The following is a 14140-nucleotide window of genomic DNA, read 5'->3' as shown; positions in this document are numbered from 1 at the left end:
GGAAAGCAGATTTCAATGACAAAACTGATTGTCTCACTTTGCGTAGTCTGTAGTTTTATAGGAGCGACAGTCACTACTAATGCTGCAAATGCCAGTGACTCGTCCGAAAAATTCCTACCGTCCGACACAGAAGTTAAACAGCAAATTGACCGCTACATAAAAAGCGAAATGCAGGAACGCCGCATCCCCGGCATGCAACTGGCAGTCGTCAAAGCTGGCAAGATAGTTTTGTTGAAGTCGTATGGTCTGGCCGAGATTCCCAATTCTGTGGCTGTGAACGACCAGAATGTGTTTTCCATCAACTCTGCGACCAAATCGTTTACTGGTGTTGCCATCATGCAGTTGGTGGAAGAGGACAAGCTGGATTTGTCTGCGCCGGTGTCGCGTTATCTGGATGATTTGCCTGTGGCCTGGCAGGCGGTGACGGTGCGGCAGCTGCTTACGCATACTTCCGGTATCCCTGACATTATCAGCAGCAAGATACCTTCGCTGGCGACGCCGCAAGAGGTGGATGCTGCGTGGGCGGCGATACAGACTTGGCCTATGGAGTTCAAGACGGGTGAGCGCTACCGCTATAACCAGACCAATTATATTTTGCTGGGCAAGATCATCGATCGTCTGAGCGGTATGCCGTTTATTGAGTTTTTCCAGAAGCGTCAGTTTGCTGTGGCGGGTATGCGCAGTGTGGGCTTTGGTGAGTCGCGCGATGTGATACCGCACAAGGCGGTGTCGTACAGGTATGAGGAACCGGGTGGCAGCTTGCGGCATATTGTTGAGACCTATCCGCCTTTCTTGCGCACTGGTGCGGGCATGAATAGCAGTGCCGAGGATGTGGCGAACTGGCTCATCGCCCTGCAACAGGGCAAGCTGATTTCTGCTGCGGGTTTGAAACAGCTCTGGACGCCGGGTACTTTCAATAATGGGAAGCCGACTGTGTGGGCGCTCGGTTGGCCAGTGATGCGTCAGGGTGAGTATGCTGCGGTGGCTGGTGTGGGTGGTGCGCGTTCGGCGTTTTATGTATATCCCGGCCATGATCTTGCGATCGTCACGCTAACTAATCTGGCAGGTGCTGATCCGCAGGGCATGATCGATGATATCGCTGGCTTTTATTTGCCGGGTTTGAGAAAAGCGCATGGCGGTGCTTATGCGGCGCATCTTTTGCGTGAGCAGATTGCGCAAGATGGTTATGCGAATCTGGCGGCGAAATTGAACAAGATCAAAATCGATAAGGGCTTGCCTGATCCTTCTGAAGATGATTTCAACTCCTGGGGTTATCGTTTGCTGAGCAAGAAGATGGCTGAGCAGGCGGTGACGGTGTTTGGTCTTGGTGTGCAGATTTATCCCAACAGTGCGAACCTGCATGACAGCCTTGCGGAGGTCTATGAATTTCAGGCGGACAAGGTAGCGGCTTTGAAGCATTACCGTTTGTCACTGGGGCTGGATGCGCAGAATACGCATGCGGCAGAGCGTATCGTGGCCTTGGGTGGAAAATAAGTGTTCCCGTGTTGACAGCTGGTTTTAGGGCTAGCTGTCAACACAGTCATGCAGCTTTATATGCTAATCACACTCCCCACAAGCTGCGGGCTTCTTCCGCAATCACATCGGGATACTCTTCCTGAAAAAACAGCTTCCCTTCTGGTATCACGCGTATGCCGCGCGACTGTGGAAATAGCTGGTCAAGGTATTGCGCGTCAGCCATTGAAAACAGAGTATCACTGCCGCCCCATACTATCCTGACGGGGATGTTGCTTTGCTTGAGTGTTGCCTCTATGCCTGCCAAAGGGTTAGGTTCCAGCGCAAGGTGAAAGTCGTGGTATTGCTGGCGGCGCAGTGCTGAGCTGACCAGTGGTGTGACGTAACAGGCGATATTGTCGGCGCTCAGTATTGCCGCGTTGTGGAAGACGGCAGATCCAAACGTAGCGCGTGCCAGAGCGTTGTCGCTCAGCCATTTGGCGGTTTCGTCAGCCAGGGTGCCAGCCTGGGCCATCTTGATAGCAGCTTGTACACCTGCTGGCGGGCTGTCTGGCTCGACATCGCAGTTTGTCAGCAGCATGCTGCGCACGCGCTCTGGATAGCGTGCAGCAAATAGCTGGGCCACTGCGCCACCACTGTCGCTGGCAATGATATCGACCGCTACAATCTTCAAGTTATTCAGCAGGCTGATCAGCATATCCAGTTGTGCATCGGCTGTAAGCGATTGCTGCGCTGGCACTTGGGTATAACCAAGGCCCATGAAGTCGGGCGCGATGCATCGGCGGTAAGGTGAGAGCAGGTCTATCGCACCACGCCACTGGAAACCATTGAGTGGCGCACCGTGCAAGAACAGGGCGGCATCACCCCGACCTCGTTCGACATAAGCGATTTTGCCTGAGGGCAGGCTGGCAAAGCGGCGCATGGCATGAAATGCTGCGGCATCTGTTGCTGGCTTCTGTATGTCTGGTTCTTTGGATAGTGCCTGGGCTGGTATCAGCATTGCGGCGCTGAGGTTGTCAACTATGCCAACCATGGTAACGATGGCTGTGGGGCTGAGTTGCAAGAAAAGCCGTCTCTTCATTTTTATCTCCAGATGGGATTTATTCGTGAACCGAAGCAATGGAGACGATGCTAGCAACATCAATTTGAAATGGCGCGCACAAATAGCCGACCATGAGCACAGACGGATGATTTGCGCTACATTAGTACTTCTTCAAGTGTGCATACTTAGAGGGCGCGATGACCAGACCTGCATGCTATCCCCATCCATCTGCAGCGCTGCTGGGCAGTGCTGGTAGCCATGATTTGCCGCTGCTCGATGTGCTGACTTCACCTGTGCCGATTGGGCTGTTCAATTCCCCTGTTGATGCACGCCATGTACTCTGCCTGCATTTGGGTGACCCTGTGCCTGTGTCTTATCGCGCTGGTTCTTATGAACGCCAGGGCGTGCGCCTGCATGGGCAGTTCTGTGTCGTGCCTGAAGGCTCCAGCACACGCTGGACATTGACCCAGCCCGCCACATCCTTGCTGTTGCGCTTGTCGCCGCAAATCCTGAACGACACTGCTGAATCCATGAAGTTGAGCGGCCAGCATGTCCAGCTGGCACCCGCCATCCATATCCGTGACCCGCAGATAGAATGCATAGGCTGGATGATGCAGGCTGAGGATCATGATGCATATCCGGGTGGGCGCATTTTTGCAGATAGTCTGGCAGTCGCACTGGCTGCACGTCTGTTTGCCTTGCAGTCACGCAAGCCAGTGACAGACCAACTGACCGGCCCCGGTTTGCCAGGCTGGCGGCTGCGTCATGTCATTGATTATGTAGAGTCACATCTGGATAGTGACCTCACCCTGGCTGAACTCGCTGTCGTGGCAGGGTTCAGCCTGTCGCACTTTAAGACCTTGTTCAGACAGGCGATGGGTATGCCTGTACACCGTTATGTCATGGAGCGACGCCTCAATCGTGCACGCCAGCTCATGATGGAAGGCAAGCAGAGCGTGACAGACATTGCGCTGGAAACCGGCTTTGCCCACCCCAGCCACCTGGTCCGCAGTATGCGCAGCGTGCTGGGTTTGAGCCCGGCGCAGATTCGCGGGATGATGACATTCATTTGATGCTCAGAGATTTATTTTGTTTTGGAGTATCAAAAATACAGCAGCGCTGCTTAGTTATAGCCTCATGTCGTTCCACCGCCCAGTGTTGGGCTGATGAAGCGTAGCCTAGCGAGGCCCGGCCCAACCTACGCAACCCACATAAAAAAAGCTCATTATTCTGAAAATAATGAGCCATTTTTTTGCACTTCGATTCTTAAACTTTTACATCCGTTGTGAACAATCAGGAAGTGGTAAGACAAAAAATTAATAAAACTCGCTTTTTGATTAGCTACTAATAAGACAAAATTCAAATAGTGATGAGACTAAATTTTAACGTGCGACTTTGTTCAAATTACATGAGTAATTGATACCTTCGGCGCAGTATAATACGTATTTTTCAAATTTCGCCTTTTGACGAGGATCTGAATCACCACCAGTTCTTCACGTACTCGCCAACTGTTCTTGGTAATCCAGTATCGACTGGAAAGTATCAACATTAGTGTATTGATAATTTAGCTGGTCCATTTGCATGCAAATGGACCCTGCTCGATCAAGTGAACTAGATTTTCCCATATAAGTCGCTTAGCACCCAGTGGGGACAGAATCTGACTACAACTGCGGGGATGTTGTGTCCGCCATAGTAGAGATTTCGGGTGTTGCATTAATAATACCGAATGGAATATGTACTGAAGGCGCAACGGCGCTCGCTGATTTCAAATGTCCCGGCTGGTCGTCAAAGAAGATGTGAGGCCTAAGTACGCCTAAAATTTTCCCTTTGTCGATTCCGCCCAGGAAAAACGCATCGTTGGCATAAACGCCCCAGCTCTCAAGTGTTTTGAGCGCACGTTCATGCGACGGTGCATTACGAGCAGTCACAATTGAGACGCGCAGCCGATTTTGATATTCCAGATTCTCCTTTTTATATTCTTCTTCTACCGCCTGAATTTTTGAAATCCGGACCAGGAATTCTTTAAGGGGCCCTGGATTGTGGGGCTGCATGACGTTACGTACCTCGTGTGCATGGAACTCTGACACCCCACTCGATTGATATACTGACTCGGATTCGTCACTGGCCAATACACCATCGAAGTCAAACGCGATGCTGAGGGTAAGATCCTCCTCATTGTCCACGTAGTTCGAATCAAGAACTTGACCCGCAGGATGACCTGCACGAATCGCCGCATCTACGTCTTGTTTATTCCCTGACAGGAACAACGCAATGTTTAACGCGGGAATGTACTCATATGGAGAACGTCCCTGCATAAAAATCGCGCGAGTCATTCCTAGGCCGTAGTGCTCAATGGTCTTCATCGCTCGTAAGCCTGTATCAGGATCGTTGCGCGAAAGCAAAACTACTTCTACAAGTGGGTCATCCGGCTTGCTAAGGTCGTTCAAGGATAGAATGCGTTTAATGAAAGGGAAAGCTATTCCTTTTGGGAATGGCTCGTTGAGGTGCGCCCGTTGGTATTTTCGGTATTCGGCTTCGCCATCCCGACGAAATACAGCATCGGAGTCGCGCAAATCGAATACTGCGCTGGAAGCTACGCCGATGACGAGTCGGTTTTCAAGACTGTAGGACAAGTTGCACCTCTCTCAATTATTTTTCGACTGCGCCCATTGGGCGCAGCGCTAGTTGCATCAGTTGTTTTTCTTCGATTGCGATACCAATGATCCCGCCAGGGACTTGGTTGCTATCGCAGACTGGCCGCTTTTCAGAGCCGCTGAAGCTTTGGTTTCAATGGACTTACTGGTTGTCTTATTTGTCCCGGCTTGGGCAAGTGCGCTCCCTGCCAAGCTTTTTTGAATTGCTGAGGCGTTTGTGCTACCGAGGGTTTTGCCGGCTAGGGAGGCCGTCTTCTTACCAGTTTCTTTTGACATATCTGCTCCTCAGAAAAGTGAGTTCGGCCGTTGGGCCGGTCGGCACATGGCGTCGACCCTAATTAAATGAAACCAACAAGTAAATTTTCAATACATTAATTGTATTTTTTTTATCGAAATTTTCATATTAACGCACTTCAACTGCCGCAGCGATCGCAGAAATACAAGGCCGCTGCTCTAATCGTATTATCCAATCCGCATCCCTGCCATATTTTTTTATCAACTTGTTTTCAGATTGCCAATAATGCGATTAGAATTTGTGTTGTTGGGTGCCATATAGTTCATAAGGGCAACAAAAAAAGAAAGTGCAGTGATTCATAAACGTGTTGACCGGGAGGTCTATGCCTGTACGAAAAATTCCAAAAAACCATCTTGTCGTAACTGGGAGTTTTGCCAGCCGCAAGAACGGTCAAATGGACGCCTTCGAGTCTCTTCTCGAAAAAGAGTACATGCTGCTTTTGGACTTTGATGAACGCGTCGCCAGTTTTGAGCCGCAGCCAGTCATTATTCAAATCCCAGGAATGGCCAAGGGATATGTTCCCGATGTTCTGGTTAGATATCATCCAGACTTTGAATCCGGGGAAATCCCCAAACCTTTGCTTACTGAGATTAAGCATACCGATGACCTAGAGCGAAATGCTGAAAAATACGCTCCTAAATTCGAAGCGGCAAAAAATTTCGCGCTTGAGCGTGGCTGGGATTTCCGAATAACAACGCAAGTGGAAATTCGAACGCAAAGGCTGGCAAATCTCAAATTCCTCCGCGAATACCGCAATATTGAACCTGCGATTCACGATAGTTCTCAGATAATTCAAATCGTGCGTGAAAACAAAGGGATATTGCCCGTCGATGAGCTTCTTGACTGCCTTACTTCAACTGATGATGATCGGCTTCATTGGCTTCCAATAATATGGCATGCAATCGTGATACGGAACCTGGTGATTGACTGGGATCAGTCTATCCATCATGGCACTGTGCTGTGTCTGCCTGGGATGAGTTATGAGTAAACAGGAACGCACTCTGCTTTGGATTACCGAAGGCGCAACAATAACAAACAATGGTCGCGACTACGTCATCGTCGCTCTCGCAGACCTCAATTTGGTATTGGCAAAAGAAGTCGGTTCCAATGAAAAGGTCCTCCTGAAGATTGGAGATCTGGGGCCCCCAACGAAAATAGAAAAAACCAACACTCCACAGCCCGTAGTTCAGGATCTTACAAGCGTCTCAGAAATGGAATGGGAGATTGCTGAGGAACGACGGCGACACATAGAGCCTCTTCTGAATAATGACTACCGAAAATCTAATGCTCTCGCCGACCAGGCAGCACTTGCTGCCGGTGTAAGCCGTGCAACGATTTATCGATGGCTGGCTGCATTTAGGGACACGGGTTTGGTATCGTCCTTGATACTAAATCCAGGTGGAAAAGGAGGTAAGAGGCCATCAAGATTATTTTCCGAGGTTGAGGCTATCATTCAGGATTGTTTTGAGAATTTTCATGATACGGATCAGAATCCTTCTATCGCTGCAACTATTGTAGAAATCCGAAGGCGTTGTTCCAATGCCAATCTCGCCTTGCCTGCAGCGAATACAATTCGGGACCGTCTGGAAAGGACCTCGGGCCGAGAACGCGTAGCCAAGCGTAAAGGCATCGCGGTTGCCCATGACAAGTTCGATGCTATCAAAGGTAGTATTCCCGATGCAGACTGGCCGTTGGCAATGGTACAGATTGATCATACAGAACTGCCTGTTGTTATTGTTGACGACATTTACAGGAAATCGATTAAGCGTGTCTGGATCACGCTGGCAATCGACGTTTTCAGTCGCGTGTGTCTTGGTATGCATTTGTCACTTGATGCACCTTCTGCCATGTCAGCGGGAATGTGTATTGCGCATGCGATATTGCTAAAAGAAAAATGGATGACGCGTTTGAATGTGACCACGACGGATTGGCCTTGTTGGGGAACGATGGGAGTTTTGCATATGGATAACGCACGTGAATTTCGTGGCAACATGCTCAATGTCGCATGTAAGGAATACGATATAGATCTCCATTTGCGCCCCGTCAAAAAACCACGCTACGGAGCTCACATTGAAAGACTGATGGGAACGGTGTCCGAGGGACTAAAAACTGTAAAGGGTGCCACCTTTTCAGGGCCTGCAGAGAAAGGGGAATATGACGCTGAGGGAAGTGCTTGCATGACCTTTAGTGAACTCGAACGCTGGTTGATTCTGTTTTTCGCAGCCTACCACCGAAAACGTCATTCAGGAATCGGTATCCCGCCTTTAATGAAGTGGAAGGAAGGTTTGCTGGGGACGAAAGGAAAGCCAGGTCGAGGGTTGCCTGCACGACGATTGGATGAAGAAAAAATGCGCATCGACTTTATGCCGTTTATTGAAAGAACAGTCCAGAATTACGGTGTCGTGATTGATGAAATACATTATTACCATGACGTGTTACGACCATGGATCAATGCTGAACATCCAGAATTCAGGGGGCATCGACGCAAATTTCCGTTTCATCGTGACCCTCGGGATATCAGTACTCTCTATTTTTTCGATGAAATTTCACGACGTTATTGTGCTATACCCTATCGCGACACTAGTCTGCCCCCAGTCAGTATTTGGGAATTGCGTGAAGCACATCGGCGAGCTGATGAACTAGGTATCCCACGTGAAAATGAAAAAGAAGTGTTTGCTTTGATTAATCAGCGGCGCGAAATTGAAGAGAATGCTGCAGAAAAAACTAAGTCCGCCAGGCGTGCTCAGCAAAGACGTGCGCAGCATACTGAGGCCCGCAAAGTTATGGCTGAAAATCTCCCAAACGTCAGCAACCCAACGTCTTCTGAGCTGCCTGACGCCGTGCGCGGTTACGACCCCGACTCAGTAATGCCATTGGATGATGATTAATGTCTACACCTCACGACTATGCACACCTGAGTGAAGCGGCATCGACTATGGCCGATTGCAGTGACGAAAAGCGCATCTATGCTATTCGCGAGGGAACTTGGTTGGGATACAAGGACGCGAAGCGCATCCTCGCCAGAATGGAAGATTTATTAAACTACCCTCGTATTACGCGTATGCCAAATATGTTGTTGGTAGCGCCTTCATTCAATGGAAAAACTTCGATTCTTGAGAGGTTTTTATCACTACATCCGCCGGACCTTGATCCAACCAACGAGATTACTATTTGTCCCGTTGTTTTAGTGGAAGCACCACCCAAACCTGATATTTCTGACTTCTATACGCGCATTTTGGACGTGCTCATGACGCCTTATAAGCCAACTGCGTCAGTGCCAGAAAAATACTCTCAGATTAAGAAACTTTTCCGGCAAATGGAAGTGAAAATGTTGATTGTGGATGAGATTCATCATCTGATCGCAGGCAGTTTAAACCGGCAGCAGGAATTCAGAAATGCCTTGAAAAGTTTGGGCAATGAAACCTCCGTTACTATAGTCGCCGCTGGTATTGAAGACGCCTACAATGCTTTCAATACTGATCCGCAAATGTCGAGTCGCTTTACTCCAGAAGAGTTGCCTCTATGGAGAGCTAATAATGAATTTGGCGCTCTACTAGCAACGCTGGAACAGCGTATGCCGCTGAAAAAGCCGTCGACTCTTAAAGCGCCTTCATCAATGTTGGCTATCCATATGCGTAGCGAAGGTACTTTAGGAGATATGTGTGACCTGGTGAAGGAGTTGGCAGTGGATGCAATCCGTACCAAGACCGAATGCATTACTGTGGAGCGGATCAATGAACTACCATGGGTACCTCCCTCCAAACGTAAGCAATACCGACGCCTGAAGGCGACATGAGGGGTATCACTTCACCTCTATGGCCTATACGCTATAGGCCGTTACCGGACGAACTACTATCCTCCTGGCTAGTAAGACTTGCACATGGTCATGGCATGAAGGTTCAGACCTTCTGTAATTTAATATTTGGCAATCAACGCCAAATCTGGAACCGGGACATGGATCGCCTGGCTCCAACATGGCTGATCGACGAATTAAGTCAGCGGACGGCGACCCCGGCACAGATCACATGGAATACGACACTGCGTTCCTATGAAGGATTACTTTACCGAAAATTCAAAGTGTCGGGCGGATTGCAATGGATACTCGCTCTCAAGTTGTACCATCGCAAGCGGGAGGGGTACGGATTGCAATGCTGTCCCACCTGTCTAGCTGAGGATCGCATTCCTTATTTCAGGAAGCGATGGCGCATCGCTTTTTATACAGTTTGCACTAAGCACCAAACAATGATGCTGGACCGTTGTCCACAGTGTGCTGCTGCTATAGCCTTTCACCGGATCGATATCATGAACGTCGATGCACTTGATGCTGGTACGCTTGCATATTGCCATGAGTGCGGATTTGATCTGAGGGCTGCTCCTGCAGTAGAACCATTGTTCTATGATCGCGATGCTACTGTTTTATTGCTGAACGCATGCGACGTGCTTGACCCAGGTCATGTAGGTGATAACAAGTGGGACCTGGGACGATATTCTGTATTGCATCAGTTGAGCATGATTTTAACTTCAAAATATCGGCATGTGTCCTTGCGGGATTTTGTGCTGGATCAGATTGGATGCTCTGATATTCGCTTAGCCACTGGACGCATTTCTTTGGAAATGCGTTCAATTGAAGAGAGGCACCATTTGCTTCAGCTTGCTATGTGGTTGATGGCGTTACCGGATGTGAGATTGGAGCATGCCTGGCGCAGCGGTGCGGTTCGATACAATGTTTTGTTGAAGGATTTTACTGAACCGCCTGATTGGTATAAGCGCTTGACGGAAAATTTTGTAAATTGGCGGCTACGGTTTCGTGTCGAATAGTGACTCTCTTTAATAGCGCTGCAGCGAAAAAATTAAAAATGAGTCATGCAATAGACATTCCTATATCTATAGTTTGAATCAAATGAATTGATTTGTTTTGGGAATGCATCTCCGAAAAAAATTATTGCTTAAAGAGCAACTTGCAAACATCGCAGAATTCAGCGATGATATGAAATATGGACATAATGAATTATTCAGGAGGGAAAGGGTCAAGCTTCAGACATATTTTGAACTTGATTCCGCCGCATGACGTTTACATCGAGAGCCATCTTGGTGGCGGTTCTGTATTAAGAAATAAACGTCCTGGATTGCAAGACATTGGTATAGATCGCGATCCAAAAGTAATTGAACAATGGAAATCACGATTTGGTAGTCGGTATGATGTTAGGCATGGCAATGCGCACCAATTTCTTGATAGCTACACCTTCACTGGAAATGAGGTCGTCTATGTTGATCCGCCATATTTCCCTGAGACTAGGATTCGGTCAAAGATATACCGACATGACTATAGTGCCGAAGATCATCATGAGCTTTTAGAAATACTGGTTCGATTGTCTGCACGTGTAATTGTTTCTGGTTATTCACACTTCGTTTATGAGAAAATTCTGCGCGATTGGAATAAGATGGAATACCAAGCTCAGACTCACTCCGGAGTACGTACTGAATGCTTATGGTTCAATTTTGAATCGCCAAGTAACTTACATGATTATAGATTTATTGGAAGTGATTTTCGCGATAGGGAGCGTGTTCGCAGAAAGCTAGCAACTCTTCAAAAAAAAGTACAACTGTTGAAACCTATCGAGCGACAAGCATTTCTCCAGTGGATGAACGAAAACTGCGTCGAGGACATTAACATAAGTTGAGAAAGTGCCAAATGAAACTTGGTGACACAGCATTGACATCATCTGTGAGAACGCAATTGAAATCGTTAAGCTCATTCGATTTTCAGGATATTGTCGTAAAAATTCTATTCAAGAGACATGGTCCAGAGGGTTTCCTTGACTTAAGGGAAGTTCGTGATAAGGGCAGCGACGGCGCAATCCTAAATGAAGGGTGTGCGATAGCGTGTTACGGTCCAGAAGAAAATACAAAGAAAAAGTTTGAAAAAAAAGTAAGAGAAGATCACGATAAATTTGCTCTTAATTGGAAAAAACAATATCCAAAATTCAGAGTCTATGTAAATCATGATCCGAAACCTGATGAAGTGATTTACACCAAAAGTTTTGGCACATATGTCGAGGAACCATGGGGAATCGAACGGTTGATGGAGGTGATCTCTCAGCTACCTTGGGGCTCGCAGATATACATATTCAACTGTTTAAATATACAATCGGAGTTAATTGGTAGAGATTTTATTCGATTGATTCTTGAGGACTTAACCAATGCTCAGAATATTAAAAGTGGAAATTTAGAGTCTAAAAACAGAGCCCCAAATATTCAAAAAAAAATAGAAATTAATATTTCTGAATCTGAGCGAGACGGATTTGACCGATTGCTCTCTCTAACAGCAGAGTCACAACTGGACGTCGCAGATAGTTTGCGCGCTTTTGATAATCTTGAAATTGATATGGCAAAATCACGGATCGTTAGAGATTATGACAACACTCCAGTTACCGAATCATTTATACAGCGTTATAAGCGAATGCAACAAAGGATGAATGATAAATATAACTCTGGTGACTGTGATGAAATGGCACACTACATCGATGCAATATTGGGGTACATGTTTTGTCAATGTTTAATAGGTAAAGAGCCGAAAAGGTAACAACAGAATGGCACTTTTACATCCAGAATCAGATTTATCGATGAGCCTAGTTGCAATGGGTGCCGGCTTACTTAAGAATTTGCGGGGCAAGAAGACGGCGGTTGTTGTTGATGAACTGATTGAGTCTTTTATCCGTGACGATAAAAGACGATCACAGGAGAGTTTTTTCAATACATTGTGCTTTTTGTATATGGTTGGAGCAGTCGAAAAAGATGGTTATCGTATAAAGATAACTTCACCACCGAAAGATGAATCGCCGCAGGGCGAATTGCAGTTCACGGACTAATATGCTAAAGCGCTTATATTCACCATCCAAACTACTCGTACAAGATATTGAGTTTGTGCCTGGTATCAATTTAATTATCGGGGAGTATAGCCATAGTGCGCGCACTCTAGGAAGTACCAACGGAATTGGTAAATCGAGTGTTGTGCGCCTGATTGATTACTTGCTGTTGTCGAGCGGTGCGGCCAAATTTTTTTCACAAAAAAAGTATGATTTTTTGAGAGATGAAAAGCACTCAATCTATCTTGATTTAGTTGTAAATGGCCAAGTTTTAAGTATTGGCAGGGACTTTGACAAAAACAGTAAAACGGTTCGTATAAAAAGAAACACTGACCCACAATATGTGTATGAATTGAGTGAAGCTTCTTCGTTACTTTTCGGGATTTTCTTTCCACAAGATATTGAGCGACTTTTGCCAGGCAACCGATACGGCTCTTTAATAAACTTCTATGTTAAGGATGATTTAGAGAACTTTGGCCGCAAAGATCCAATTGCTTGGATAACTCACAAAGGCACAAATAAGCTCGACCTATCAATATTGAATTTCTTTTTAATGGGAATGCCAAACGACCATTTAATTAGTTTTGAAGCAATCAACGATAAAATCGCAAAGAAAAAGAATTTTGTAAATGAATTGGCGAGTAAAGCTGAGGCATCAACTGGCAAGTCACTCGCCCAAATTCGCTCTGAAATCGGCGCACGAGAAAAGCAATTGAAAGCCTTGCAGGAGGCGTTTGATAAATTTGATTTTCTTGAAGACTATCAGCAAGTATCCGAAAAGATCGCGGCACTCTCCAGCAGGATTGGAGCTTCTAGAAAACAGTTGGAGCAGACTAATCGGCAATTGAGCCGATTAAAGAAATTTGCAGAATCAACCAGCGAAGTAGATATTGACGAATTATCTTCGCAGTATGCACAAGTGTCAGGTACTTTAGGAAGCGCCATCAAGCGTTCGCTTGAAGATGTTATCGCGTTTCGTGAGTCTCTTGCTGAGGAGCGCCTGAAATTCCATGCAAAATCTATGGCAAATCTGGAGCTTGCTAAATCAGAGTCATTAGGACAATTGACGTTGCTTGAGTCAGAGCGAAGTATTCTCTATAAAGTTATTGATGAAACTGGTGTTGCGAAGCCTTTACGTGGTGCCGTTGAACGAATTGCAGAGGAACGTCTACGGCTTGGCGAAATTCAGTTAATAATTCACCAGCTTTCGGAAATAAATCGAGATATTGACGTTCTGACCGTGGACGCTGGAAGCGCGAGGCGAAAATTCAATGATTCTTTGATCTCATCTGAAGTTGTCGTTCAAGCACTTCAAGAGATATTTATTGAAGTAGTAACGGATGCACTTGCTCTTCATTCCCAAATTGAAACCGAGCAAGCATATTTGGATATTTCTCGTTCAAAAACACAGTCTGGTTGCCCTGTAAATATCGAAACATCTGTGCCCCGCGCTGAAGCACTCGGGAATTATCGACTTAAAATGGCTGCATACGATCTAACAGTTTTTTTACATTCTTTAGACACTAATCTTCCGTTGCCCGATTTTTTGATTCACGACGGGGTTTTTCATGGAATATCGAGAGTATCCGTATTAAGGGCATTGAATTACTTGCATCGTAAGCTTTCCTTTTTTGAGGGATCGCAATATATCACCACATTTAATCGAGAAGAGCTTCCTCGGACTACCGATATGGAGACCGGGGATGTCAAATTCGAGTTTGACGTGGATCGCGCAACTATATTAACTCTCCAAGATGTACCGCAAAGAATGCTTTTTAAGCGAAAAATATAAATTTCTTTTTTTATATGA

13 protein-coding genes are annotated in these 14140 nt (G+C 46.6%); 10 read left to right on the top strand and 3 right to left on the bottom strand.

Features of this window, described 5'->3' with window-relative positions:
• Positions 1–15 precede the first annotated feature (15 nt).
• Positions 16–1494: a serine hydrolase gene (locus ACO0LI_RS07840; RefSeq protein WP_423032076.1), complete on the top strand. Its 1479-nt coding sequence runs from the start codon at positions 16–18 to the stop codon at positions 1492–1494.
• 67 nt (positions 1495–1561) lie between these two features.
• On the opposite strand, the gene ACO0LI_RS07835 is transcribed toward ACO0LI_RS07840, so the two are convergent.
• Positions 1562–2554 (bottom strand): alpha/beta fold hydrolase, encoded by a 993-nt coding sequence (locus ACO0LI_RS07835; protein WP_423032074.1) that lies wholly within the window; start codon positions 2552–2554, stop codon positions 1562–1564.
• Positions 2555–2712: 158 nt separating this feature from the next.
• Between ACO0LI_RS07835 and ACO0LI_RS07830 the strand changes: the two genes are divergently transcribed.
• Positions 2713–3588, top strand: coding sequence for a helix-turn-helix domain-containing protein (locus ACO0LI_RS07830; RefSeq protein ID WP_423032072.1), 876 nt, complete (start codon positions 2713–2715; stop codon positions 3586–3588).
• A 588-nt stretch (positions 3589–4176) separates the two neighbouring features.
• On the opposite strand, the gene ACO0LI_RS07825 is transcribed toward ACO0LI_RS07830, so the two are convergent.
• Positions 4177–5148, bottom strand: a complete 972-nt coding sequence (locus ACO0LI_RS07825; protein WP_423008257.1) for a 5'-nucleotidase — start codon at positions 5146–5148, stop codon at positions 4177–4179.
• Between the two features lie 57 nt (positions 5149–5205).
• On the bottom strand, positions 5206–5445 hold the full coding sequence (locus ACO0LI_RS07820) for a hypothetical protein (protein ID WP_423032070.1): 240 nt from the start codon (positions 5443–5445) through the stop codon (positions 5206–5208).
• 341 nt (positions 5446–5786) lie between these two features.
• On the opposite strand from ACO0LI_RS07820, the gene ACO0LI_RS07815 reads away from it, so the two are divergent.
• The 8 genes from ACO0LI_RS07815 (at position 5787) to ACO0LI_RS07780 (ending at position 14122) form a co-directional block, all read left to right on the top strand.
• Positions 5787–6452 (top strand): TnsA endonuclease N-terminal domain-containing protein, encoded by a 666-nt coding sequence (locus ACO0LI_RS07815; RefSeq protein ID WP_423032068.1) that lies wholly within the window; start codon positions 5787–5789, stop codon positions 6450–6452.
• Complete coding sequence (locus ACO0LI_RS07810; protein WP_423032066.1) at positions 6445–8352, top strand: Mu transposase C-terminal domain-containing protein; 1908 nt, start codon at positions 6445–6447, stop codon at positions 8350–8352. Before ACO0LI_RS07815 ends, ACO0LI_RS07810 begins: the two co-directional genes overlap by 8 nt.
• Positions 8352–9260, top strand: a complete 909-nt coding sequence (locus ACO0LI_RS07805) for a TniB family NTP-binding protein (RefSeq protein WP_423030929.1) — start codon at positions 8352–8354, stop codon at positions 9258–9260. The genes ACO0LI_RS07810 and ACO0LI_RS07805 overlap by 1 nt, the downstream gene beginning before the upstream one ends.
• Positions 9257–10282: a TniQ family protein gene (locus ACO0LI_RS07800; protein WP_423032064.1), complete on the top strand. Its 1026-nt coding sequence runs from the start codon at positions 9257–9259 to the stop codon at positions 10280–10282. Before ACO0LI_RS07805 ends, ACO0LI_RS07800 begins: the two co-directional genes overlap by 4 nt.
• Positions 10283–10467: 185 nt before the next feature.
• Complete coding sequence (locus ACO0LI_RS07795; RefSeq protein ID WP_423032062.1) at positions 10468–11145, top strand: DNA adenine methylase; 678 nt, start codon at positions 10468–10470, stop codon at positions 11143–11145.
• A gap of 11 nt (positions 11146–11156) precedes the next feature.
• Positions 11157–12047: a hypothetical protein gene (locus ACO0LI_RS07790; RefSeq protein ID WP_423032060.1), complete on the top strand. Its 891-nt coding sequence runs from the start codon at positions 11157–11159 to the stop codon at positions 12045–12047.
• A gap of 7 nt (positions 12048–12054) precedes the next feature.
• A complete protein-coding gene (locus tag ACO0LI_RS07785; protein ID WP_423032058.1) occupies positions 12055–12333 on the top strand; it encodes a hypothetical protein in 279 nt (92 codons plus the stop codon).
• A gap of 1 nt (position 12334) precedes the next feature.
• Positions 12335–14122, top strand: a complete 1788-nt coding sequence (locus ACO0LI_RS07780) for a DUF2326 domain-containing protein (protein WP_423032056.1) — start codon at positions 12335–12337, stop codon at positions 14120–14122.
• The last annotated feature ends 18 nt before the right edge of the window (positions 14123–14140 follow it).

The sequence above is a fragment of the Undibacterium sp. Tian12W genome (assembly GCF_049339405.1).
Classification (GTDB): Bacteria; Pseudomonadota; Gammaproteobacteria; order Burkholderiales; family Burkholderiaceae_D; genus Undibacterium.
This window is presented reverse-complemented; position numbering and strand designations above follow the sequence as displayed.

Excerpts from the sequence above, each read along its gene's own strand:
- ACO0LI_RS07780 (WP_423032056.1), top strand. The coding sequence starts at position 12,335 with ATGCTAAAGCGCTTATATTCACCATCCAAACTACTCGTACAAGATATT.
- ACO0LI_RS07830 (WP_423032072.1), top strand. The coding sequence starts at position 2,713 with ATGACCAGACCTGCATGCTATCCCCATCCATCTGCAGCGCTGCTGGGC.
- ACO0LI_RS07820 (WP_423032070.1), bottom strand. The coding sequence starts at position 5,445 with ATGTCAAAAGAAACTGGTAAGAAGACGGCCTCCCTAGCCGGCAAAACC.
- ACO0LI_RS07805 (WP_423030929.1), top strand. The coding sequence starts at position 8,352 with ATGTCTACACCTCACGACTATGCACACCTGAGTGAAGCGGCATCGACT.
- ACO0LI_RS07790 (WP_423032060.1), top strand. The coding sequence starts at position 11,157 with ATGAAACTTGGTGACACAGCATTGACATCATCTGTGAGAACGCAATTG.
- ACO0LI_RS07840 (WP_423032076.1), top strand. The coding sequence starts at position 16 with ATGACAAAACTGATTGTCTCACTTTGCGTAGTCTGTAGTTTTATAGGA.
- ACO0LI_RS07785 (WP_423032058.1), top strand. The coding sequence starts at position 12,055 with ATGGCACTTTTACATCCAGAATCAGATTTATCGATGAGCCTAGTTGCA.
- ACO0LI_RS07815 (WP_423032068.1), top strand. The coding sequence starts at position 5,787 with ATGCCTGTACGAAAAATTCCAAAAAACCATCTTGTCGTAACTGGGAGT.
- ACO0LI_RS07835 (WP_423032074.1), bottom strand. The coding sequence starts at position 2,554 with ATGAAGAGACGGCTTTTCTTGCAACTCAGCCCCACAGCCATCGTTACC.
- ACO0LI_RS07800 (WP_423032064.1), top strand. The coding sequence starts at position 9,257 with ATGAGGGGTATCACTTCACCTCTATGGCCTATACGCTATAGGCCGTTA.
- ACO0LI_RS07810 (WP_423032066.1), top strand. The coding sequence starts at position 6,445 with ATGAGTAAACAGGAACGCACTCTGCTTTGGATTACCGAAGGCGCAACA.
- ACO0LI_RS07795 (WP_423032062.1), top strand. The coding sequence starts at position 10,468 with ATGAATTATTCAGGAGGGAAAGGGTCAAGCTTCAGACATATTTTGAAC.